We start from the raw sequence: 22,277 nt of genomic DNA on the forward strand, positions 1-22,277 counted from the left end.
CGTGTCGCCGCCTCAACGGTTTAAAAGCTCTCATGACCGAGCCTGCCCGGATTCCCAGGCTATAGGGTTATGCTGCCAGGATGCGCGCTGCCGCCTCCTGCTGGGTTCGGGCGAGAGCCGCCTCCTGTTCGGTCTGGCAGTCTACGCACACGCCCTGGTAGAGTACGTCTGCGCTGAAGAGCGCCATACCGTGAAAATCGCTGGGGGTCAGGCAGGGCGCGGAGCCGACCGCGCAGTCCACGTCTTCGACCTTGCCGCAGCGTACGCAGAAGGCGTGGTGGTGGTTGTCGCCCGTGCGGGTTTCGTAGAGGGCGGGGGTTCCCGGCGGCTCAAACTTACGCAGCAGGTCGATGTCGGTCAGATCGGCGAGAATCACGTAGACCGACTGAACCGTAATGGCGGGGATGCGCTCGCGGACTGCCTGCACGATGATGTCGGCGGTGGAGTGCGGGTGTTCCTGCACTGCGTGGAGTACGGCGAGGCGCTGCTTGGTGACGCGGCGGCCCTTGGTGCGCAGGCCGGTGGTCCATGCTTCTTCGAGCTGTTCGGGGCTCATTGCGGAGAGCATGGGCAGGCCGGTGGTGTGGGCGCAGCCGGTATTGTGATGGTCTGGGCGTTGAGCCTTCTTCGTATCGGAGGTTGTCTTTGCGTCGGTCATAGGTTTAAGTCTACACATTATTATGAGAAATTCATCATTATTTTATGAAAAGCTCATAATAAGCCGGCAGGGCGTCCCTTTCATCCACTCTGTGGCGCCCCTCCTCGCCCCGGCCTCGGGTGTGAAGAGATGCCGTACAATCAAAGAACCTAGAGTAACCCGTACCGGCAATCACCATCAAGGAGGATAGGGTCATGGTGTACGACTTCACAAACCCCATCTACATTCTGCTGATGATTCTGCTCTTCGGTGTGCCCATCGTGACCCCGGTGATTTACGGCCAGTACCGCAGTACTACCACCGGTTTTGATCTGGAAGGTCAGCTGATGCTCGGCCTGCTCTTCATCCTTTTCCTGGGTGCTTACAGCACGATTCTGCTGCTCGGTATTTTTCCGACTGCTACGGCGCAGGTGCTGGAGCAGGTGCCCCTGGTGAATATCCCCGGCGCCATTCCCTAGTTCTTCTCGCGCTTTTAGCGTCTGGGTGACGCTCTGGGTGAATCCGCGCGCCATAAGGTGCGCCCGCGGGTGCTTGCACGTATTCTATAGAGTCAAGTACACGCTGTACGCACTGACCTAATTGTTCAGGAGGATACCCATGCACAGCCATAACAACGGACTGAAAACTGCCCTGTTGATGGGCTCCATGGTGGGCATGATGCTGCTTATCGGTGGCCTGCTTTCGGCGACTTTCCGCACCTCCATTTTCATCTGGATTATGGGCCTGGTGAGCTTGGGTTCGGTGGCGTACACCTACTGGAACTCCGATAAGCTCGCCCTGCGCTCCATGAATGCGTACCCGGTGAGCCGTGAAGAGGTTCCGGTGCTCTACGACATTGTGGAGGAGCTGTCCTCCTGTGCGGGCCAGCCCATGCCCGCTCTTTACGTGGCGCCGACCATGACCCCGAATGCGTTCGCGACCGGTCGTAACCCCCAGAATGCCGCGGTGTGCTGCACCGAGGGCATCCTGCAGATGCTAGATGAGCGCGAGATGCGCGGTGTGCTCGGCCACGAGCTCATGCACGTGTACAACCGCGATATCCTGACCTCCTCCGTGGCGGCGGGTATCGCCTCCATCATCGGTACGGTTGCTCAGTTCCTCTCGTTCGGTGCGATGTTCGGCGGTTCCAACCGCGACGGTGAACGCTCGAACCCCCTCGCCATGTTCGTGGTTGCCATGCTGGCTCCCATTGCTACGCAGGTTATTCAGATGGCTATTAGCCGCACCCGTGAATTTGATGCCGACGAGGACGGCGCACGTCTGACCGGTGACCCGCTGGCTCTGGCTTCGGCACTGAACAAGCTGGAGAGTGGCGTGTCCATGTATCCGATGGACCCAAACAATCGCAACACTGAGGCGGCGAGCGCCATGATGATTGCGAACCCCTTCGGTTCGCTGAAGAACATGCTTTCGACGCACCCGCCGATGGATCAGCGTATTGCGCGTCTGCAGCAGCAGGCTCGTGAGATGGGTCAGTACTGAGTCTTTTCTTCGCTGAATCATTCGGGTACTAACATGACCCTGTGTGAATGTGGCGCTGTATGAGTATGACCCAGCGTGACAATTGTGACCCGCGATGACGGATCGGCAGACAAAAATCCTCGGGGTGGCTACTGTGGAAGTAGCCACCCCGAGGATTTTTGCATTTCGGCTTCTAACCGCCTCCCTCACCCATCGCGGGGCGGGGGATCGCTGCCTGAGCTTAGCGGTAGTTGACGAACTGCAGGTCAACCTCAAGGTCAGCGGACTTGAGCATTGCGATAACTTCCTGCAGGTCATCGCGGGACTTGGAGGAAACGCGCAGCTCATCGCCCTGGATGTTCGCCTTCACGCCCTTGGGGCCCTCTTCGCGGATCATCTTGGAGATCTTCTTTGCCTGGTCCTGCGCGATGCCTTCCTTGATGGAGCACTCGATGCGGGTTTCCTTGCCGGATGCGTAGGGCTTGCCGGAGTCCAGGGACTTCAGGGAGATGCCGCGCTTGACCAGCTTGGACTCGAAGACATCCAGCACTGCCAGGGCGCGCTCTTCGGCGTTTGCCTTGATGAGAATCTTGTCGCCGGAGTAGTCGATTTCTGCACCAACGCCGCGGAAGTCGTAACGCTGGGAGATTTCCTTCTGCGCCTGGTGCAGTGCGTTGGAAACTTCCTGCTTGTCCACCTTGGACACAATGTCGAATGACGATTCGCTAGCCATGGGCTTTCCTTTCGTGAATGAGGTGCTACTGGCACCGGTTAGTACTAGCCTACCGGGTTGAGGCTCTTGTTCACAGCTAACTATCAGAATAACCGGCCTGTTTTACAGGCCACACTAACCTTTAAAGAGGACAATAGAAATATGACCATTCAGAACCTGTCCGTAACGGACGTGCACGCGAGCGAGGAAGCCCGCGACCTGCAAACCCTCCTTTTCATCGATCTGCATACCTCTCTGGGTGCTGAGCCCGAGGGTATTCCTGAGGCGGAGCGTCTCAACGAATCTGATCGCCACGAGATTCATCTTGACCTGCACGAGGAAGATGCTGAGCCTTCTCCCTTTGACGGTATCGGTATCACTCTGACGGAACCTTCGCTGGTGGCGCGTTTCCGCGGCGTTCGCCGTGACCTGGAGCGTGAGATTGCCGGCGACATGTGCACCGTGGAGCAGGCGCGCCGCTACCTGGAGCACCTGGAGATTGTGCTTCTGCTCGAGCAGGACGGCGATACTCCTTCTCGCTCCTTCTAAAGCTGCTGTGTAGGCGGCACAGCTGTTCGGGAGGTGGGGTTGCCGCTCTCTGTTGGCGAGGTAATCGATAAAATCAGCCAAATATATAACCTTCGTCACAAAACCCTGCGTGAAGTGTACAAGTCCCCAAAACTGCTGTAGAGTAGTCTCTGTTCGCGTGAGCGAGCAACTAGCACCTAGCTAGGCGGCAGGTTACCCGAGCGGCCAAAGGGGGCTGACTGTAAATCAGCTGGCACTGCCTACGGGGGTTCGAATCCCTCACCTGCCACAAATAGCCCGGTTACGAAAGTAACCGGGCTTTTGTGTATCTAAAACCGGTTTCTAAAACCAAGGGCGGCGAGGCACACTCGCGCTGAGCTTCTCGGCAAAACTCTTATACGGCACTCTTATACGGCACTCTTGTGCGGTTTGTACTCGCCGGTCGTTCCACCCGCCGGATGCGGCGCCTCCGCGACCCGTTACAGGCACCTCGCTGAAGCCTCCGCGACACGCCCATAAACCGGCAGAATCAGCCGCGGAAAGAGTCAACTATGACGGTAAGTTGTCATATCTTTCACAATGTTTGAATCCCAGGGCGAACAATTCGCGATTGGGGTCTAGAGGGTGTAGCTTTATCTCATGGCTACTATTGAAATTACTCAGCAGAACCTGACTGCTACCGTCGAGAGCAACGACATCGTCTTCCTGGACTTCTGGGCAGACTGGTGCGGTCCCTGCAAGCAGTTCTCCCCCGTCTACGAGGCGGCTTCGGAGAAGCACACCGACATCGTTTTCGGCAAGGTCGACACCGAGGACCAGGGCCAGCTCGCTCAGGCAGCAGGCATCACCTCCATCCCCACCATCATGGGCTTCCGTGGCGGTATCCTCGTTTACCAGCAGGCTGGCGCACTGCGCGAAGACCAGCTGGAGACCGTGATCGGTTCGATCCGCGAGCTCGACATGGACAAGGTCCGTGCAGAGATCGCAGCAGCAGAAGGCTCTGCAGAGAAGAAGTAAGCTCACCACCACAAAAGAGCTTGAACGGGGCGCACCCGCCGGTACAACCGGCTGGGGCGCCCCGTCCCTTTTAACCTCGTTAGGGTGCGTTAGCGGTCGCGATGGTCCTCGATAGTCATGCGCGCCCCGTAGCGCTGCTTCGAAAAGCCAGAGGCGTGCATGAGTCGCACCAGACGCTGCCGATGCGGGCTGTAGGGCGCGAGTAGGGCGAGCATTCCTGTATCGTCGGTGCGCTTGCCGGTGAACAGCTCACCGACCGCGTGCGCCAGGTGGTAGTCACCCACGCTGATGGCGTCCGGGTGCCCGCACACGCGCTGCAGCGTCTCAGAGATGCTCCAGGGGCCCACGCCGCGCACAGTGTGTAGGCTCCGCGCCAGTAGCGCGATGTCTCCGCTTGCCGCAATGTTTTTCAGAGACTCGGCGGAACGGGCGTAGGCATACACGGCGTCGTAGCGGCTTTTATCAACGCCCGCCCGATGCCAATCCCAAGTTGGAATCGTCGCCAGGGTCCGGGCGCTTGGGTAGACGCGCATGCCCTCCGGCTGATGCCCCAACCCGGTCGAAGGGGCGGCGGAGCCATACTTTCGCAGAACCCAGCCCAGGGTTCTGAACGCCTCGGTCTGGGTGATGCGCTGCTCCACAATGGCGTTGAGCATCTGCCGGTCCAGCTGACCGGATGCGCTGAGGCGGAGCCCCGGATTCTGTCGCCACGCCCGCTGAACACGCGGCGGAAGAGCCTCAAAAGAGGGGAGGTCACCGAACTGTTCGGCTGGGTCGTGCAACCCTAGCCAGTACGTCATTTCCTGCGCCAGCGCCTGAAGATCGGCTCGAGCCTGCATCTGCTGGTCGGCGGCGGCGTAGGAAGCCCAGATGCGGATGCGCACCGGGCGCATCAGCAGGCGGTGCAGGGAGGGGAGAGCTGCTGGAAGCTTGGTTGCCTCCGCAACTCGTTCGACGTACAGTACCGCAGGGAACTCGTGAAACGGAGTACGAGCCGTCAACCAGATCCGTTCGGCGCCATCCGCGCGGCTCAACGCACGATACGAAAGATCCTGAGCGCCGCGGCGCAACGATCCCAAAGTCTGCGCCAACTGCACCGGAACCTGCGGCTCAATCACGACCTCGCACGCCTCGGGAGCCAGAGCCCCCGGAAGAATCGAAGCCGCGGGGGAGAGAGTACGAACCTGAACGCACGGCTGGTGAAGAACGCCAGGCTCCTGAAGAACATCCGCGAGCGCTGGCGCATAGGGCACACCAGCAGCTGCCAAAGGATGCCGGGCGCGCCGAACACCCACGCCGGGGCGGTCGTTCGGGGATGCAGGAGGAATCGTACTCACCTCACCAGTCTATTCCCTCACCCAACGAGGTGCCCCAGCCTATGACTCCCCCTATGACCACCAGCCTAAGAACATCAGCTCAAGCGGCAGAAATACTTGGCAGGGCAGCCACACCGCTAATGCGATACCCTAAAGGGTAGAGCGAAAACGAACGCAAACTCAGCCACCGGCACGACACAGGCTGCGCGTTCCGCCCCGCTCACAAGGGCGCCCACGCCCGGACACGCACCCCGGACATCACCCCGAGAGAAGGACGCCTATGGCACCGGAAGCACATGACGCACCCTCGATAACTGACGCACCTGAGAAGAACGGCACCGCCACAGGCGCGCGCCGCCAGCGTGCCCAGAAAAAGCCGCGTCAGTCCTTCACCGAGCGCGTCAAGAGCATCCGTCCGCTTGAACTTCTGCCCGGTCTGCTCCTTGCCGCCGCCGTCATGGCGCTGTACACCTACTACTCGTTGCAGCAGATGAAGCACTGGGTGACCCCCTCTTGGGACCTTGCGATTTTCACCCAGATGGCGCAGGCGTACTCGCACTTCTCCGTGCCCATCGTGCCGATTAAGGGGCCCGACTTTAACCTCTGGGGTGACCACTTCCACCCGATTCTGGTGCTCCTCGGCCCCGTCTACGCGCTGTTCCCCTCACCGACCACGCTACTGGTCGTGCAGAACGCTATGGTTGCCTTCGCAAGCTTCGCGATTGTGCGTTTTACTCAGCGTGCCTTCGCGCTCGCCCAGAAGGCTGAAGACGCGCAGAAGAATGAGCCCGCGCAGAACGCTCAGCCCGTAAAGTATCAAGGCGTTATCCCCACCATTACCGGTCTACTGCTCGGTGCCGGCTTTGCCCTCAGCTTCGGCGTTCAGCAGGCAATCGCAGCCCAATTCCACGAGGTCGCCTTCGCCGTGCCGCTGCTCGCCATGAGCCTCGGCTACCTGGTGCTCGCCTCGCGCGTGAGCGGCACCGAACGCGCCCGCTACCTCGCCTACGCCTGCTGGTGGTCCCTGCCCATCGCCTTCGTCAAAGAAGATATGGGCATCACCGTCGCAGCTATCGGCCTCATTATCTTTATCCGCACCGGCTGGCTGAGCACCGCCGTTGACATCCTGATGCCGCGCCTCTCCGAAGGCACCCCCGCCCCCATGCGCGCCCGCATGCAGCAGCTCTACTCCTCCTGGGCACGTACCCCCGCCGTCGCAGAATCCACCATGGTCATAATCTGGGGTGTGTTCTGGTCCGCCGTCGCCATCTACGTGATTCTGCCCTACTTCAACAGCGGCGGTAACTTCGACTACGCCGACAAGGTGAACTTCTCCGCAGCCCTGGGCGACCCCTTCGGCTCGGTCCTGCAGATGCTCGGTAACAACACCAAACTGGCAACCCTCGGACTGCTCCTGATGACCGGCGCGCTCCTCTGGGTCATTTCACCGCTGGCGGCAATTGCCCTGCCGACCCTCGCCTGGCGACTGCTCTCCACCATGGAGTCCTACTGGGCAAGCACCTGGCACTATTCGCTCGTGCTCATGCCGGTCGTCTTCCTCGCCCTGCTGGACGCCGTCCTGCGTGTGCGGTACGGCGTGGTCCCCGCCGCGATTCCGGTACGCTCGGCCGCGCGCGCAGCCGATAGCGCCTCCACCCAGGATGCTGGCGTGCCGACCAAACCCGGCCGCCTCACCGCCCTGGCGCGCCGCATGCCCGTATGGGCTCTGCCCGCCGTGGCGCTCTTGCTTGCGGCGTCCCCGATTTTTGTTGCCGGCTCCCAGCAGCCCCTCGCGTCCCTGGGCAACGCACAGTTCACCGCCTCCGCGCTGACCACCACCGACCAGATGAAGCAGGACGCCGTGCAGAAGGTACCCGAAGGGGTAACGGTCGCATCTGACCTGTCGATTCTGACCCAGCTCATTCCCGGCCGCACCGTCTACTGGATTGGCCACACCGGTGAGCCCGCCCCCGACTACGTGGTCATCGACCGCAAGAGCAACTCCTGGGGCGGTAACCCTCCGACCAATGCCGCACAGTACGCCGCCGACCGCTACGGCCACTCCTACGCTAAGTACGCAACCGTCGGCACGATTGATATTGTGCGACGCGTCGACTAGCCCCTCGGCTCAGCAACTGAATGCGCGCCCACCCCGCACGTAACGGGGTGGGCGCTCGCTTTTAAGAGATGAGGTTTTAAGCACCTTTTTATAGCCCGGGAGGGGACCCTGCGGTACACTAGGTAGAACACGGGAACCCCCGATGAAGGTCTTGTGCGCACCCGGCACCCAAGGTGGTGCTGGAATTGTAGGTGCGCCGTACTCACCATCACCGATTGATACGCCCCAATAAACTTGCGGTTCATACCGTACACGAGGGCTTCTCTTAACGATCTCTGGTCCAGCGTCTTTGCTGCGTCTGCTGTAACAGACACACCACCGCCGTAGAGCGGGAAGGCGAACCACCAGGAATACGTGACATTGCATGTGAGCATTACCCACCCTGTACACCCCTGATTCACAGGGACTACTGTGCGCTGAGCGCAGAGTACGAGCAGGCGTGCGGATAATGTGCCGAGAAATTCAAGACCACCCCCAGCAAAAAGCCGCTACCCGCAGCATCCGCAGAACACCTCTGCAGAATGCGCCGGTAACGGAGGACCCCTGGATGCTCTACTCCCCAGGGGATGATGTGTGGCTGGGCCGTGAAGGGGACACCCGGTAAGCGCCGAAAAGCGTGCGCTATCCACCCCTACCGTATAGAGGAAAAATTGACTGAGAATACTGCTACCCCGGCCGAACTGAACGCCGAGGCAGAGACCGTTGTGACCACTGAGAACATCACCGAGAACACCGTTGAGAGCCCTGCTGTAGAAGCAGAAGAAACCACCGCAGAAGCAACTGCAGAAACCGCTGCAGAAGAAACTGCCGCAGAAGCACCCGCCGAAAAGGCTGAAGAAGAAGGCGTACGCTTCACCGACCTGGGCCTGGACGCACGCGTCCTGGCAGCGCTGGAAGAGGTCGGCTACGAGAAGCCGTCCCCCATTCAGGAACAGACCATCCCGCTGCTGCTCGAAGGCCACGACGTGGTCGGTCTGGCACAGACCGGTACCGGTAAGACCGCAGCATTCGCGCTGCCGGCGCTGTCCCGCATGGCTGAACTCGCCGACATTAACGGCGTCTCCCGTGACACCCAGGTTCTGGTCCTGGCACCCACCCGTGAGCTGGCTCTGCAGGTTGCAGAGGCCTTCTCCTCCTACGCAACCCACATGGAGGACTTCACCGTCCTGCCCATTTACGGTGGCTCCCCCTACGGCCCGCAGCTGGCTGGTCTGCGCCGCGGTGCGCAGGTCGTCGTCGGTACCCCCGGCCGCGTGATTGACCACCTCGAAAAGGGCTCCCTGGACCTGTCCAACCTGCAGTACCTGGTACTGGACGAGGCAGACGAAATGCTGCGCATGGGCTTCGCCGAAGACGTGGAGAAGATCCTCGAAGGCACCCCTGACAGCAAGCAGGTTGCCCTCTTCTCCGCAACCATGCCCAACTCGATCCGCAAGATCGCTCAGCAGTACCTGAACGACCCCGTCGAGGTCCGCGTCAAGGCTAAGACCACCACCAGCGCAAACATCACTCAGCGCTACATGCAGGTCATGCACTCCCACAAGCTGGACGCAATGACCCGCGTGCTCGAGGTGGAGAACTACGACGGCATCATTGTCTTCGTGCGCACCAAGAAGGAAACCGAGGAAGTTGCCGATAAGCTGAAGGCACGCGGTTTCGCGGCAGCAGCGATTAACGGTGACATCCCCCAGCAGCTGCGTGAGCGCACCGTTGACGCCCTGCGTGACGGCCGCATCGACATCCTCGTGGCAACCGACGTGGCTGCGCGTGGCCTGGACGTTGAGCGCATCTCCCTGGTCGTCAACTACGACATCCCCCACGACACCGAGTCCTACGTGCACCGCATCGGTCGTACCGGCCGTGCAGGTCGCGAAGGTGCCGCAATCCTCTTCGTCACCCCGCGTGAGAAGTACATGCTGCGTCAGATCGAGAAGGCAACCCGCCAGAAGGTCGAGCCGATGCACATGCCCACCGCGGAGGCAGTGAACGAGACCCGTAAGCAGCGCTTCGCACAGCAGATTACCGAGACCATCGAGTCTGAGGACCTGAGCTTCTTCCGCCAGATTATCGAGGACTACGAGAACGAGCACGACACTACCGCTGAGGACATCGCGGCCGCACTGGCTGTTATTGCCCAGCAGGGTCGCCCCTTCTTCCTTGACGAGGAAGAGGACATCGCACGCAACTCCCGCCCCTTCTCCGATGACGATTCGGACCGCGGCGGCCGCAAGGCAAAGCGCGCGCACAACGACGAGGGCATGGTCAACTACAAGCTGAACGTTGGCCGTTCCTCCCGCGTGACTGCAGGCGCTATTGTGGGTGCGCTGGCTAACGAGGGTGGCATTAAGGGCTCCCAGATTGGCTCCATCGACATTCGCCAGCACTTCACCATTGTTGGTCTGCCCGAGGACCTGCCCCGCGACTTCTTCGATCGCCTGCGTGACACCAAGATTGCTGGCGAGTTCATCAACATCCGCAAGGACAACGGTCCCAAGGGCGGCGGCCGCGGCTTCGGCGGTGGCCGTCGTGAGGGCGGTTTCCGCGATTTCGATCGCCGCGAGGGTGGTCGCCGTGAAGGTGGCTACCGCGGTAACCGCGATGGTGGCCGTGACTTCGGCGGTGACCGCGACTTCAAGCGTGGCGGCCGCGATTTCGGTGGCAAGCGCAATGACCGTGACTTTGGTGGTCGCGATAACCGCCGCGAGGACCGCGGTGGTCGCGACTTCAAGCGCAACGACCGTGATTTCGGCGGCAAGCGCAATGACCGTGACTTCGGCGGTCGCGATAACCGCCGTGATGGTGGCTACCGCGGTAACCGCGACGGCGGTCGTGACTTCGGTGGCCGTGGCAAGCGCTACTAAGGTTTCGGCTTGGCCTAGAGCCTGCGTCATGAGGGGCTGCTGAGATAATCAGCCAGTCATAACCCGCATATGATTCAAAGACCGGCAGGGGAGTGACGAGCTCTCCTGCCGGTCTTTGTACGTCTGTGGTAGCTATTGTGGTGGTGCTTGGCTAATGTTTGGCTTTCATATGGCTGCTCGGGGAGCATATAGGCCCCAAATGTGGTGTATGCCATAGCTTTTTCGCTTGCGAGCATTCGCGAAGACCTGTATAGTTTTACCTGTTGCCCCGATAGCTCAGTGGTAGAGCGCCATCTTGGTAAGATGGAGGTCCCGGGATCGATTCCCGGTCGGGGCTCAGATAAGCCTGTCTCTTCGGAGGCAGGCTTTTTTGTTTGCCCGCCTATTTTGCCTGCCCAAAACCGGTACACGCAGGTGCTTAGCGCACGACTCGATGCCGGGTATAGCAAAGCCCCCGAGAAGAACTCGGGGGCTTCATCTTTATGCTCTTACGAAAGCGTTAGGAGGCGCGGCTTACCACCGGCAGCTGGGAGAGCAGCTCGTAGGAACGCAGGCGGTCCTCGTGCTCCCACGCCTCGGTCATGACAATCAGCTCGTCAGCGCCCGTGCGTGCCACCAGGTCCTCAATACGAGCCTGGGCGGTGGCGGGGGAGCCTACAATCGCCTCGGCGGTCATGCGCTCAATGTGCATCTTCTCGGCATCGGTCCAAATGGCGTCCATATCCTCCACGGGAGGCGCGAACGACAGGTTGCCGCGTACCACGCCCAGGAAGTGCTGCTGCTGGGTCGTGTACAGGTAGCGGGCGCGCTCGTCAGTATCAGCGAGCATTGCGCTGGCACCCACCATGACGTAGGGCTGTTCCAGGTGTTCGGAGGGCTTGAAGTTCGCGCGGTAGGTATCCACCGCCTCCTGCAGCATGGCGGGGGCAAAGTGCGAAGCGAACGCGTAGGGCAGACCGAGCTGTGCGGCAAGCTGCGCGCCGAACAGGGAGGAACCCAGAATGTACAGGGGCACCTTCGAGCCCTGACCGGGGATGGCGTGCACGCGGTGCATGGGGGAGGGCTCGCCCAGGAAGCGCTGCAGCTGCTGCACCTCAGCGGGGAAGCTCATGGCGGCAGAATCGTCGCGGCGCAGGGCGGCAGCGGTCATCGGGTCGGTGCCGGGTGCACGGCCCACACCCAGGTCAATGCGGCCCGGATGGAAGGCGTTGAGGGTGCCGAACTGCTCTGCCACCACGTAGGGTGCGTGGTTGGGGAGCATGATGCCGCCCGAACCCACGCGAATGCGCTCGGTTGCGGCGGCAATCTCCGCCATGACCACCACGGTCGCCGAAGACAGCAGGGAGCCGGCGTTGTGGTGCTCAGCGACCCAGAAACGCTCGTAGCCGTAGGACTCAGCCGCGCGCGCCGCGTCGATGGTGTTGAGCATTGTCTGGTGCTGGCTCTGGTCGGAGCGGTGCGGCATCAGGTCGAGGACCGAAATTTTTACGTTAGAAGACACAAGTTTTCCTTCTGAAGTAGATTGCGGGTACCCGTTCAGCCTACTCTCGCCTGGGCGAGAAGTGTAGGGGCACATTGCGCGCCTTCGCTAGTAGGTAAATAATGCTAAGAAATACTGCTTGTAATCTCTATACGTCCACTCTGTGCGCCCAAGCTGAACACTGTGCACAAGAGCTGTAGACTGAAACCATGAGCATTAACCCTGAGATTGTGGGCAGGGTCTACCCGTCCGAGAACACCTACGTTGTCGGCCGTGAAAAGATCCGCGAATTTGCCCGAGCAGTTCACGCAGAAAACCCCCTCCACCACGACGTTGAGGCAGCCCGCGCGGCAGGGTACGCAGATGTGATTGCCCCGCCGACCTTCGCCATTATCCTGGCGCAGGCAGCCGACGCGGCACTCATCAACGACGATTCCGCCGGTATTGATTTCTCCCGCGTGGTGCACGCCGACCAGCGCTTCACTCACCACCGCCCCATCGTTGCCGGTGATGAGCTGCGCACCGAAGTTCACGTGGACTCCGTGCGCGTCATGGGTGCCGGCGCTATGCTGACCACCCGCGAAGAAATCGTTGACGCGCAGGGCGAGCCGGTCACCACCTGCATTTCTTCGCTGCTGGTTCGTGCTGAGGAGGAGAACTAATGGTGCGTTTTGAAGATCTTGAAAAGGGCCAGGAAATCGGTTCGCGTACCGTGGAGCTCTCCCGCGCTTCGCTGGTGCGTTACGCTGGCGCCTCCGGTGACTTCAACCCGATTCACTGGAATGAGCGTTTTGCCCAGTCGGTGGGTCTGCCCGGCGTGATTGCTCACGGCATGCTGACCATGGGCACCGCCGTGCAGCTCGTGAGCGACTGGGTGGGTGACCCCGGCGCGATTGTGGACTACCAGACTCGCTTCACCAAGCCCGTTCCCGTGGCGGATGCGCCCGGCGGCGAAAACCCCGACACCCCCACGAACGCCCTGACCATTAGCGGTAAGGTGGGTGCCCTGAATGAGGAGGAGCGCACCGCCCGCATTGACCTGACCGTCACCGCGCGTGACGAGGAGGGCAAGGAGCAGAAGGTTCTGATGAAGAGCCAGGCTCTGGTGCGTCTCTCGGCATAGTCTCTCAGCTTAGTCTCTCGGCATGGAGTCTCTGCGCTCGCAGATAGCTTGCTGGAAGCCCCGGCGCTACCTATTGAGGTGGTGTCGGGGCTTTTGCGTGCTCGCCGATTTTGTGTACTTATCGGTGGGATGATGGTGTTTCTTTTCTGAGAAAGGTGCGGCGGAAAATGAAGGCAAAATCACCATAAGGTTTTTGTGACTTTAACGCGTGGCGGGTGTTGACCCTGCACAACGACCGGTATTCTTAACCTATGACTGAAAAGCTGTTGAGCGAACTGACCACCGCCCAGGTAGGCGGCCCCGCCAAGACCTACGTCCGTGCCACCTCCGAGGCAGAAATTATCGAAGCAGTCTCCGCTGCAGACGCCGCAGGCGAACCCGTCCTCATCGTGGGCGGCGGCTCCAACCTGCTGGTTTCCGACGAAGGCTTCAACGGAACCGTCGTGCACATCGCCTCCGAAGGCGTGGAGAAGCTGCCCATCCCCGGGTGCGGCGGCGCAAACGTGCGCGTACAGGCGGGCACCATCTGGGATGACTTCGTCAAGCTCAGCATCGAGAACGAATGGGTCGGCCCCGCAGCCCTCTCCGGCATTCCCGGCACCGTGGGCGCAACCCCCGTGCAGAACGTGGGCGCCTACGGCGTTGAGGTGAGCGAGTTCATCGCCTCCGTACGCACCTGGGACCGCGAAAAGAACACCCGGAAGACCTTCGCTGCCGCTGACCTGCGATTCGGCTACCGCGACTCGGTGCTCAAGCGCGCAACCGTCAACGGCTCGCCCCGCTACGTGGTGCTGACCGTTGATTTCCAGTTCACCCTCGGCAACCTCTCCTCCCCGATTCGCTACGCTGAGCTGGCGAAGAGTCTGGGCGTTGAGCCCGGTCAGCGTGCCGAGTCCGCACTGGTGCGCGAGAAGGTGCTTCAGCTGCGCGGCTCCAAGGGCATGGTGCTCAACCCCGAGGACCGTGACACCTTCTCGACCGGTTCCTTCTTCACCAACCCGATCGTGCCCCGCTCGACCCTGGAGTCCCTGCCCGAGGGCGCCCCGAACTTCCCGGTGGTTGTGAAGACTTCCCCGTTCACCGCCGGTGTCGAGGACCCCGATCACGTAAAGCTTTCGGCAGCATGGCTGATTCAGCACGCCGGTTTCGATAAGGGCTTCGGCCTGGAAGGTGAGTCCCGCGAAATCGCTCAGGGCCGCGCGAGCCTGTCCACCAAGCACACCCTGGCGATTACCAACCGCGGCGGCGCATCCGCTGAGGACATCTTCGCTATTGCCCGCGCTGTGCGTGACGGCGTGCGTGAACGTTTCGGCGTGACCCTGGTGCCTGAGCCTGTCGTGGTCAACGGCGAAATCTAAACGCTAAACTTCTCGCCCCTCGTAGCGCGAGAGCACATAGAATAAACGCTTCGGGCGGTCTCTTCAACAGAGACCGCCCGAAGCGTTTTATTAACCCGCTGAGTTAGTGGCGAGGGGAGGAGATACGCGCCTGCCCCGGCAGGTAAGGCCTGCGCTTGGGCGCTGTGCGCGTCGCAGCCAGCGGAGCGGCGGGCAGGTGCTCCATCAGTACCTGAACCGCCAGCGGAAGCTTCTGAGGCGGGCTGGGGGCGTGGAAAATCGGCTTGTGGCGCGTGGGACGGTACGGGTAGTATTCCGCGTCCTCGCTGTGCGACCAGACAAGGTTGCCGAACTCGCCTGGAACGGGGGAAAGCACGTTAGCGTAGTAGGCGCGCGTCTGCAGATTGGTACGCTCCGAGGCGCCGGTAGCGGTGCCGGTGGATACCCCGCTGGGCACACGATCCTGCTCGATGACGAGGGCTCGAACCATGCCGCCTACCGCGCTGACTGCGTTCACGTGCAGAGCGAGCAGGTCCCCGTCCTTGTGGTCGACCTGCACCTCGCCGTCCGCAAGGATTTGGGCACCCTTGGTGATGCTGCTGGCAATCCCTTCGCAGAGGGCGCGGATGAGCGCCATACGTGCCGGGTAGAGGTCAGCGATATCCCAGCCGATGAGGGCTGCGGAATTGCCCGTGTACTCCTCGCAGGATTCGTAGGAGGCCACATCCACGTAGCCGCGGGCGATAGGCTCATGGTCGTAGGGGCGGCCGTCGCGCTGCTCCCAGAAGCTGAGGGCGGTTGCGGCGAAGACAGCCTGCCCGTCGCGCACGGCGACGCTGAGCGTGAAATCCTGCGGGTAGCCGTTCTTGCTGCGTGGGCGCAGGGGGATGGCGCGGGTGTATTCGGTGAATTCCTCTGGCCAGTCCAGGTAGTAGCTCATGCTTGCCCCGTCGCTACGGTGCACGGTGAGTTCGCCCGGCAGCAGCATGGCTTCGGGCACACCACCGGCGCGTTCGGCGGCGTAGTGTTCGCTGACGGGCCAGGGGTTGAACTCCGTGCGGTAGGGGCTGGAGAGGAAGGAATCGAGCATAGAACGTATCCTCTCATAGTTCAGGTTTTAGTGCATGGATACGCGGCTTTTATGACAAATGAGCTGTCCTTTCTGAATGCTCGGAAAGAGTGTTCAGAAAGGACAGCTCATAGTGTAGGGTGGGCGGCTCGTTTAGAGGGACTCGCCGCGGCGTTCAGGCAGCAGGAACACGGTGGTTGCCGCTACCAGGAACGCGGTGGAGAAGAGCGTAAAGAGCAGCGGAGTTCCACCGAAAGCGACCAGCGGCGGCACAATGAGCGGCGCCGCGATGGATGCGATACGACCAATACCGGCGGCGGCACCGGTGCCGGTTCCGCGCAGGTGGGTCGGGAAAATCTCCGGGCTCAGGGCGTAGAGGGCACCCCACGCGCCGAGGTTGAAGAAGGAAAGCAAGCATCCGGCGAGGATGATGAATACCTCGGCGTGCGCCATGCCGTAGCCAGCCGCTGCGAGGGCGGAGCCGAGCAGGAACGCGGCGAGGGTTGCGCGGCGGCCCCACTTTTCGATGAGGTAGGCGGCAACCGCGTAGCCGGGCAGCTGAGCGAGGGTCATGATCAGGGTGAACGCGAAGGACTTGACGAGGCTGAAGCCCTGGGCGCTCAGCAGAGTCGGAATCCAGATGAACGCGCCGTAGTAGGAGAGGTTGATGCAGAACCAGATGACGCACAGGGCGATGGTCTTGCGGCGCTGACCGGCAGCCCAGATGGAGTGGACCTTGGCGGACTCGGCGTTGTCGGCGCTTTCTACGGCGCCGTGCTCCGCGGAGTCCTCGGCCTTCTTAGCGTTGGGGAAGAGAGCGGGAGACGCCTCGAAACGCTCGACGACGCGGCGCGCATCATCGTGCTTGCCGACGGACTCCAGGAAGCGCACGGACTCGGGAGTTCCCAAGCGAATCACCAGCGAGTAGATGGCGGGGACCAGGCCGATGGCAAGCGCCCAGCGCCAGCCGTTCGCCTGGGGAACAACGAAAGTACCGATGAGCGCGGCGAGAATCCAGCCGACAGCCCAGAACGCCTCAAGGGCGACCACGACGCGGCCACGAATAGCGCGCGGCGAGAACTCAGAAATCAGGGTGGACGCCACCGGCAGTTCCGCACCCAGTCCCAGGCCGACCAGGAAGCGGAAGACGAGCAACACACCCAGGGAGGTGGCAAGCGCGGAGGCGCCGGTCGCCAGACCGTAAACCAGCAGGGTGAGCGCGAAGATGTAGCGGCGGCCGAGCTTATCGGCGAGCAGACCGCCGAAGGTTGCGCCGAGCGCCATGCCGGCGAAGCCGATGGATCCGAGCCAGGAGGCTTCGGTGGGGCTCAGATGCCATTCCTTGATGAGGGCTGCCATGACGAAGGAGATGAGGCCGACGTCCATGGCGTCGAGTGCCCAGCCGAGACCCGAGATGCCCAGGAGCTTGCCGTGGGCGCGGGTGAAGGGGAGGTTTTCGAGGCGCTCATTGAGCGTGGGAGGTGCCGTGCGTTCCGCGGTGGGTGCAGTGGTGCTGGCGGGCGCAGCGGCGTTGGTGCGGTGTGAGTCCGTCGATGCGGGACGTGAGGAGGACACGGTAGTGGGTCGCTTCCTTAGTGTTTAGGCACAAGTGCCGGGTGAATTGTTCCCTTACAGTGTATAAAGGTGCTTTCGACTTGAACACTATTGAAACGAAAAAATTTTGAAGATGACGGAAAAATCTCAACATGAAGAAATCTTTCACAGCACCCACCCAGCGGCGGGTGCTATTCTCTAACCACCGCCGCCCGGTGAAACTCACCTACGGCACGTTTGGAAGGACCACCCCTGAAAACCATTGAAGATGAAGTCAAGGAAAGCGAGACCAGCCGCTTTCACCGCTGGCTCGAAGCCCGTAAGGAGCGCATGCACGCGCATCCGGTTATGCGTCATCTCTACAAGCCCCTCGTCATCGGTGTGGGCGCCTTCTGCTTTATTGCCGGACTGATTATGCTCGTCACCCCCGGCCCCGGCTGGCTGTTTATCTTCATCGGCCTGGGCATTTGGGGCACCGAATTCACCTGGGCACGCCGCGCCAATATTTTCATGAAGCACGTGGTGCTCACCGCCTGGTACCGCTACCGCGCCTGGCGACAGCAGCGTAAGGAACGCAAAGCCGCACGTAAGGCAGAACGCAAAGCCGCCGCGAATCAGCGATAACCAACGCTAACCTGGCTCGCGCTCAGCCCGCATAAGCTATACGCAGACACAGAAAGCCCTCGCTCCCATCCCATACGAATGGTAGCGAGGGCTTTTGTATAGGCTTGTCAGTGAGCTTTAGAGCTTGCCAATAGCAATCTGCAGCATACGGCGAATTGGCTCAGCAGCACCCCACAGCAGCTGGTCACCCACGGTGAACGCGCTAATGTACTCGGGGCCCATCGCAAGCTTACGCACGCGACCAACCGGGATCTCCAGAGAACCGGAAGCAGCCACGGGGGTCAGCTGCTCCATGGACTCCTCACGCTCGTTCGGCACGAAGCGAACCCAGGGGTTGTCCTCGGCGATGATGCGCTCGATCTCCTCCAGCGGCAGGTCCTTCTTGAGCTTGATGGTCAGCGCCTGAGAGTGCGAGCGCATCGCAGCGATACGGACGCACAGACCGTCCATGGTGATCTTGTCGTCTTCGGAGCGACCCAGAATCTTGTTGGTCTCGACCTCAGCCTTCCACTCTTCGCGGGACTGACCGTTACCCAAATCCGAGTCGATCCAGGGAATCAGGGAGCCGGCGAGCGGCACACCGAACTGGGAAGAATCCAGCTCACCGGAGCGCTGCTTAGCAAGGATCTTGCGGTCGATGTCCAGAATTGCGGATGCGGGGTCGTTCAGCTCCTCGGAGACCTCGTTGCCCAGGTCGCGGAACTGTGCAAGCACCTCGCGCATGTGGCGGGCACCGCCGCCGGAAGCAGCCTGGTAGGTCATGGAGGTTGCCCACTCGACCAGGTCGTTCTTGAAGAGGCCGCCCAGGCCCATCAGCAGGCAGGAGACGGTGCAGTTACCGCCGACGAAGTCCTTCACGCCGGATGCCAGGCCGCGGTCGATGACGTCGCGGTTGATGGGGTCCAGCACGATGATGGAGTCATCGTTCATGCGCAGGGTGGAAGCGGCGTCAATCCACAGGCCGTCCCAGCCGGCTGCACGAAGCTTCGGGTGCACAGCCTCGGTGTAGCCACCGCCCTGAGCGGTCACAATAATCGAGTGCTTACGCAACTCATCAATGTCGTATGCGTCCTTCAGCTCGGACGGCTCAATTACGCCGTCGAAGGTGGGCGCAGCGCCACCAACATTAGAGGTGGTGAAGAAGACGGGGGTAATGCCCTCGAAGTCGCCTTCCTCAACCATGCGCTTCATGAGGACGGAGCCCACCATGCCGCGCCAGCCAACAAAACCTACAGAGTCACCGGGAATAAAGTTCATGGTTCCAAGTGTACTCTCAGGCTGGCGGGTGCGGACTAACACCGTACAAAAAATTTGATATTCGGAACGGGATACCGTGTGAAGAGGCGGGGCTTATTACCGGGGCACCGGGAGTCGCATTAAACACTCAAGCCCGCGGCACTCCGGGAGGGGAGTAGCCGCAGGCTTGAAATGCATGTCTATATCAGCGAGTGAATGAGGGAAGCTTGAACTAGATACGTTCGAGCCGCTGGAACGAGAAGTACATGGGGTTCTTCGTGCCCGACTCATCGAGCAGGTAACCCTTCTCGCTATTCTCCCAGGCGCTCTCGGAGGTGACCCGCCAGCACCCGTTCGGGGAGCTGACCTCGCAGTTACCCGCAGAATTTGCAAGCTGCAGTTCGGGCGCTCGCGTATCGCCGGTAATCTCGTTACCTTCCTGGCAGTAGAAGAGGGTCCGCTCCACCGTCTTCACCCGGCCGAAGACGGGCAGGTCGGTGCGGGAGAGTGCCTCCGCGTAGACGGAGCCGCCACCAAGAATCCAAGCATCAACCGCGGCGGTATCTGCCGGGGTAGCTTCGACCGGCGCGCCTGCAACGTCACGAGCCGCGTACAGCGCCGCATCCAGCGAGGGAACCCACAGTGCACCATCGCGTTCTTCCGCCTCGGTGACCGAACGGCTAATCACAATATTCGTACGGCCCGGTAGCGGGCGGAAACGCGGCGGGCACGAATCCCAGGTGCGGCGCCCCATAATCACCGGGGCACCCAGCGTCACCTTCTTGAAGTGCGCCAAATCTTCCGGAGCGTACCAGGGCATATCACCGTCACGTCCGATGATGCCGGCATCAGTTTGAGCCCAAATAGCGCCCAGACGATACATCATGCCTCCTTACAACCTGCAGTTAGACCGCAATCGGGGCGGCAATACCGGGGTGGTGCTTGTAATCCACCAGCTCAAAGTCTTCATACTCGTAATCGAAAATAGAAGGCTTCTTCGTCTTAATAACCAGCTTCGGGTAGGGGTACGGTTCGCGCGGCGGGTAGGGGTTACCCTCCGGGTCGGTGCCGTAGCCCAGCTGCTTCTTCACCTGCTCCAGGTGGTTCGAGTAGATGTGGCAGTCGCCGCCGGTCCAGATGAACTCGCCCGGCTCCATGCCCACCTCCTGCGCGATCAGGTAGGTCAGCAGAGCGTACGAGGCGATGTTGAAGGGTACGCCCAGGAACATGTCCGCGCTGCGCTGGTACAGCTGGCAGGACAGCTCCTTCACACCGTCCGCGCGTTCGTGCACGTAGAACTGGAACAGCGCGTGGCAGGGCGGAAGCGCCATGTTGTCCACCTCGGCAGGGTTCCACGCTGAGACGATGTGGCGGCGCGAGCTCGGGTTATTCTTCAACGAATCGATAACCTTCGCAATCTGGTCAATCGTGCCGCCGTCGGGGGTCGGCCACGAACGCCACTGCACGCCGTAGACCGGGCCCAAATCGCCGTTCTCATCAGCCCACTCATCCCAAATGGTCACGCCGCGCTCCTGCAACCAGCGCACATTCGAGGAACCGCGCAAGAACCACAGCAGCTCAATGGCAACAGACTTGAAGTGCACACGCTTGGTGGTAATCAGCGGGAACGACTCACGCAGGTCAAAACGCATCTGACGGCCAAACACGCCGAAGGTGCCGGTGCCGGTACGGTCGGAACGCTGCGCATCCGCCGCGATGGCGTCCTTGTTCTCCTCGAGGATTTCGCGCAGAAGATCTTCATAGGGAGTGGGGATTGCGTGAGTCATAAGAAAAACCTTGAATCCTGTCAGTAGACGTGAGAGACGGTCACAAATCAACCGCCCCTCTATTGTAAAACTCTCGAATGGGCGCAGGTAGAGCATACGCGCTGAGCATAAAGCCCAGCGCGCTCGCCGTTAGAAGATCAAAGTATATGGGTGTTAGTCCAGGGCCGCGCGTACACGCTCCACCGAGACAATACGCGGGTCATCGCCCTCAGTCACCTGCAGAACCAGGGCATCGCCGGGCTCCAGGTACGGGTCCTCAGTCGGAAGAACCTCCGCGGAACCCTCAAACAGGTACTCACGCAGAACATCCATCACCTGAGGCAGCACCGGGCGGTGAGTGCACAGCAGGGAGGAAGAATCCTTATCGAACAGCGACGCCACGGTGCGGGCAACACGCGCCGGGTGACGCTGAGCGCCAGCCTCAGACAGGGACTTCTTCTCCTTCACCGACACACCATAATCCACCGAGTACGGGGTCACGGTCTGAACGCAACGCAGCCACGGGGAAGAAATAATACGGCTCGGAGCCCACGCCGCAAAGAGACGGCTAGAAGCCAACGCCTGACGCTTGCCGGTAGCCGCAAGCGGGCGGTCATCCTCAGCAGCAGCCCAGTTCGAACGCGGCTTAGCCTTCGCGTGGCGGGCAATCAGCACCGGGCGGGTGCGCAGCGCGTCCGCCTCCGCGAGAGCCTCCAGAGACTCCAGGGGCGCCAGGTCGTCCTCGTTGGTCAGCAGGGCGCGAGCAACCTCGGTGCTCACCCAGCGCAGCTCATCCACTTCACCCTCATCAGCCAGGGCACGGGCACCCTCGGGAAGCTCAGCGGACCAGTAGAAAACATCCTTCGGGCGGCCACCCACCGGGTAGGAAGTCACCGCCAGGGGCACACCCAAAACAACCTGCAGACCGACCTCTTCGCGAATCTCACGAATAGCAGTCTCAGCCAGGGACTCACCCGGATCCTGCTTACCCTTAGGCCAGGACCAGTCGTCATAACGAGGGCGGTGAATGATGAGGACCTCAAGCGCACCATCGCGCATGCGCCAAATCAGTGCGCCAGAAGCAACAATATCCGCAGTGTTTGCGGGGGCACGGTCAATGCTGTTGACCGCGTCAAAACGTCGTGCCGAGTAGTAGATGGAGGGGGAATCCAGCGGTGCCATATCTCTCTCTGAACCTCTTCGCTAGGCTTGTGCACAATGCCAGGGGGCACCATGCTCCGCGTCTAATTGTAGGCGAGAGAACGGTCAAGTTGTAATCTCAACGTAACCTGTTGTTCACTTTTGCGCTAAGTGCACTAGTCCACCGCACGTTTTTGCACGACACGCGGAAAACCCCGCCTGCCCCACGCCATAAAGCGCGAGAACAGACGGGGTTCACGACCAGAAATCACCGGT

General features: G+C 61.2%; 20 protein-coding genes and 2 tRNA genes. 12 read left to right on the forward strand and 10 right to left on the reverse strand.

Annotation, left to right across the window (positions count from 1 at the left end; genetic code table 11):
• Nucleotides 1–67: 67 nt before the first annotated feature.
• Nucleotides 68–658, reverse strand: a complete 591-nt coding sequence (locus tag QZ540_RS02790; protein WP_294627558.1) for a Fur family transcriptional regulator — start codon at nucleotides 656–658, stop codon at nucleotides 68–70.
• Nucleotides 659–852: 194 nt separating this feature from the next.
• Between QZ540_RS02790 and QZ540_RS02795 the strand changes: the two genes are divergently transcribed.
• Both QZ540_RS02795 and htpX read left to right on the forward strand, forming a co-directional pair.
• Entirely contained in the window at nucleotides 853–1,116 is a 264-nt protein-coding gene (locus QZ540_RS02795) for a hypothetical protein (RefSeq protein ID WP_049338049.1), read from the forward strand.
• 139 nt (nucleotides 1,117–1,255) lie between these two features.
• A complete protein-coding gene (gene htpX / locus QZ540_RS02800; protein ID WP_294627561.1) occupies nucleotides 1,256–2,140 on the forward strand; it encodes a zinc metalloprotease HtpX in 885 nt (294 codons plus the stop codon).
• Between the two features lie 220 nt (nucleotides 2,141–2,360).
• Here htpX and QZ540_RS02805 read toward each other — a convergent pair whose 3' ends face one another.
• Complete coding sequence (locus QZ540_RS02805; RefSeq protein WP_294627563.1) at nucleotides 2,361–2,852, reverse strand: YajQ family cyclic di-GMP-binding protein; 492 nt, start codon at nucleotides 2,850–2,852, stop codon at nucleotides 2,361–2,363.
• A gap of 141 nt (nucleotides 2,853–2,993) precedes the next feature.
• Here QZ540_RS02805 and QZ540_RS02810 point away from each other — a divergent pair, with 141 nt between their 5' ends.
• The 3 genes from QZ540_RS02810 (at nucleotide 2,994) to QZ540_RS02820 (ending at nucleotide 4,376) form a co-directional block, all read left to right on the forward strand.
• Complete coding sequence (locus QZ540_RS02810; protein ID WP_294627566.1) at nucleotides 2,994–3,380, forward strand: hypothetical protein; 387 nt, start codon at nucleotides 2,994–2,996, stop codon at nucleotides 3,378–3,380.
• Nucleotides 3,381–3,566: 186 nt separating this feature from the next.
• Nucleotides 3,567–3,648 (forward strand) — tRNA-Tyr (locus tag QZ540_RS02815).
• 350 nt (nucleotides 3,649–3,998) lie between these two features.
• Entirely contained in the window at nucleotides 3,999–4,376 is a 378-nt protein-coding gene (locus QZ540_RS02820; RefSeq protein WP_049353817.1) for a co-chaperone YbbN, read from the forward strand.
• An 89-nt stretch (nucleotides 4,377–4,465) separates the two neighbouring features.
• On the opposite strand, the gene QZ540_RS02825 is transcribed toward QZ540_RS02820, so the two are convergent.
• The gene (locus tag QZ540_RS02825; RefSeq protein WP_294627568.1) at nucleotides 4,466–5,713 is read right to left on the reverse strand and encodes a DNA-3-methyladenine glycosylase; all 1,248 of its coding nucleotides are present in this window, start codon (nucleotides 5,711–5,713) and stop codon (nucleotides 4,466–4,468) included.
• 259 nt (nucleotides 5,714–5,972) lie between these two features.
• Between QZ540_RS02825 and QZ540_RS02830 the strand changes: the two genes are divergently transcribed.
• From QZ540_RS02830 to QZ540_RS02840, 3 genes are all read left to right on the forward strand, one after another.
• A complete protein-coding gene (locus QZ540_RS02830) occupies nucleotides 5,973–7,811 on the forward strand; it encodes a DUF2079 domain-containing protein (protein WP_294627570.1) in 1,839 nt (612 codons plus the stop codon).
• Between the two features lie 650 nt (nucleotides 7,812–8,461).
• On the forward strand, nucleotides 8,462–10,672 hold the full coding sequence (locus QZ540_RS02835) for a DEAD/DEAH box helicase (RefSeq protein WP_294627572.1): 2,211 nt from the start codon (nucleotides 8,462–8,464) through the stop codon (nucleotides 10,670–10,672).
• A gap of 265 nt (nucleotides 10,673–10,937) precedes the next feature.
• Nucleotides 10,938–11,009: transfer RNA gene (locus QZ540_RS02840), tRNA-Thr, on the forward strand.
• Between the two features lie 162 nt (nucleotides 11,010–11,171).
• On the opposite strand, the gene QZ540_RS02845 is transcribed toward QZ540_RS02840, so the two are convergent.
• Entirely contained in the window at nucleotides 11,172–12,173 is a 1,002-nt protein-coding gene (locus QZ540_RS02845) for an LLM class flavin-dependent oxidoreductase (protein ID WP_294627574.1), read from the reverse strand.
• A gap of 188 nt (nucleotides 12,174–12,361) precedes the next feature.
• Between QZ540_RS02845 and QZ540_RS02850 the strand changes: the two genes are divergently transcribed.
• The 3 genes from QZ540_RS02850 (at nucleotide 12,362) to QZ540_RS02860 (ending at nucleotide 14,633) form a co-directional block, all read left to right on the forward strand.
• On the forward strand, nucleotides 12,362–12,814 hold the full coding sequence (locus QZ540_RS02850) for a MaoC family dehydratase N-terminal domain-containing protein (protein WP_005504824.1): 453 nt from the start codon (nucleotides 12,362–12,364) through the stop codon (nucleotides 12,812–12,814).
• On the forward strand, nucleotides 12,814–13,275 hold the full coding sequence (locus tag QZ540_RS02855; RefSeq protein WP_294627576.1) for a MaoC family dehydratase: 462 nt from the start codon (nucleotides 12,814–12,816) through the stop codon (nucleotides 13,273–13,275). The genes QZ540_RS02850 and QZ540_RS02855 overlap by 1 nt, the downstream gene beginning before the upstream one ends.
• 251 nt (nucleotides 13,276–13,526) lie before the next feature.
• A complete protein-coding gene (locus QZ540_RS02860; RefSeq protein WP_294627578.1) occupies nucleotides 13,527–14,633 on the forward strand; it encodes a UDP-N-acetylmuramate dehydrogenase in 1,107 nt (368 codons plus the stop codon).
• A 103-nt stretch (nucleotides 14,634–14,736) separates the two neighbouring features.
• On the opposite strand, the gene QZ540_RS02865 is transcribed toward QZ540_RS02860, so the two are convergent.
• Nucleotides 14,737–15,702, reverse strand: coding sequence for a histidine kinase (locus QZ540_RS02865; protein WP_294627580.1), 966 nt, complete (start codon nucleotides 15,700–15,702; stop codon nucleotides 14,737–14,739).
• Nucleotides 15,703–15,834: 132 nt separating this feature from the next.
• Entirely contained in the window at nucleotides 15,835–17,256 is a 1,422-nt protein-coding gene (locus tag QZ540_RS02870; RefSeq protein ID WP_294627582.1) for an MFS transporter, read from the reverse strand.
• A gap of 216 nt (nucleotides 17,257–17,472) precedes the next feature.
• On the opposite strand from QZ540_RS02870, the gene QZ540_RS02875 reads away from it, so the two are divergent.
• Nucleotides 17,473–17,859, forward strand: coding sequence for a PGPGW domain-containing protein (locus QZ540_RS02875; protein ID WP_096741026.1), 387 nt, complete (start codon nucleotides 17,473–17,475; stop codon nucleotides 17,857–17,859).
• A gap of 117 nt (nucleotides 17,860–17,976) precedes the next feature.
• On the opposite strand, the gene asd is transcribed toward QZ540_RS02875, so the two are convergent.
• The 4 genes from asd to QZ540_RS02895 form a co-directional block, all read right to left on the reverse strand.
• On the reverse strand, nucleotides 17,977–19,116 hold the full coding sequence (asd, locus tag QZ540_RS02880) for an aspartate-semialdehyde dehydrogenase (RefSeq protein WP_294627584.1): 1,140 nt from the start codon (nucleotides 19,114–19,116) through the stop codon (nucleotides 17,977–17,979).
• Between the two features lie 211 nt (nucleotides 19,117–19,327).
• Nucleotides 19,328–19,978, reverse strand: coding sequence for a dihydrofolate reductase (locus tag QZ540_RS02885; RefSeq protein WP_363279938.1), 651 nt, complete (start codon nucleotides 19,976–19,978; stop codon nucleotides 19,328–19,330).
• Between the two features lie 22 nt (nucleotides 19,979–20,000).
• Nucleotides 20,001–20,882 (reverse strand): thymidylate synthase, encoded by an 882-nt coding sequence (locus QZ540_RS02890; protein WP_049327533.1) that lies wholly within the window; start codon nucleotides 20,880–20,882, stop codon nucleotides 20,001–20,003.
• A gap of 153 nt (nucleotides 20,883–21,035) precedes the next feature.
• A complete protein-coding gene (locus QZ540_RS02895) occupies nucleotides 21,036–22,043 on the reverse strand; it encodes an NUDIX hydrolase (protein WP_294627588.1) in 1,008 nt (335 codons plus the stop codon).
• Between the last annotated feature and the right edge of the window lie 234 nt (nucleotides 22,044–22,277).

It is taken from the genome of uncultured Rothia sp., from assembly GCF_916049665.1.
Classification (GTDB): domain Bacteria; phylum Actinomycetota; class Actinomycetes; order Actinomycetales; family Micrococcaceae; genus Rothia.

Coding starts and splice junctions, on each gene's coding strand:
- QZ540_RS02790 (WP_294627558.1), bottom strand. CDS start 658: ATGACCGACGCAAAGACAACCTCCGATACGAAGAAGGCTCAACGCCCA.
- QZ540_RS02795 (WP_049338049.1), top strand. CDS start 853: ATGGTGTACGACTTCACAAACCCCATCTACATTCTGCTGATGATTCTG.
- htpX (WP_294627561.1), top strand. CDS start 1,256: ATGCACAGCCATAACAACGGACTGAAAACTGCCCTGTTGATGGGCTCC.
- QZ540_RS02805 (WP_294627563.1), bottom strand. CDS start 2,852: ATGGCTAGCGAATCGTCATTCGACATTGTGTCCAAGGTGGACAAGCAG.
- QZ540_RS02810 (WP_294627566.1), top strand. CDS start 2,994: ATGACCATTCAGAACCTGTCCGTAACGGACGTGCACGCGAGCGAGGAA.
- QZ540_RS02820 (WP_049353817.1), top strand. CDS start 3,999: ATGGCTACTATTGAAATTACTCAGCAGAACCTGACTGCTACCGTCGAG.
- QZ540_RS02830 (WP_294627570.1), top strand. CDS start 5,973: ATGGCACCGGAAGCACATGACGCACCCTCGATAACTGACGCACCTGAG.
- QZ540_RS02850 (WP_005504824.1), top strand. CDS start 12,362: ATGAGCATTAACCCTGAGATTGTGGGCAGGGTCTACCCGTCCGAGAAC.
- QZ540_RS02855 (WP_294627576.1), top strand. CDS start 12,814: ATGGTGCGTTTTGAAGATCTTGAAAAGGGCCAGGAAATCGGTTCGCGT.
- QZ540_RS02860 (WP_294627578.1), top strand. CDS start 13,527: ATGACTGAAAAGCTGTTGAGCGAACTGACCACCGCCCAGGTAGGCGGC.
- QZ540_RS02865 (WP_294627580.1), bottom strand. CDS start 15,702: ATGCTCGATTCCTTCCTCTCCAGCCCCTACCGCACGGAGTTCAACCCC.
- asd (WP_294627584.1), bottom strand. CDS start 19,116: ATGAACTTTATTCCCGGTGACTCTGTAGGTTTTGTTGGCTGGCGCGGC.
- QZ540_RS02885 (WP_363279938.1), bottom strand. CDS start 19,978: ATGTATCGTCTGGGCGCTATTTGGGCTCAAACTGATGCCGGCATCATC.
- QZ540_RS02890 (WP_049327533.1), bottom strand. CDS start 20,882: ATGACTCACGCAATCCCCACTCCCTATGAAGATCTTCTGCGCGAAATC.
- QZ540_RS02895 (WP_294627588.1), bottom strand. CDS start 22,043: ATGGCACCGCTGGATTCCCCCTCCATCTACTACTCGGCACGACGTTTT.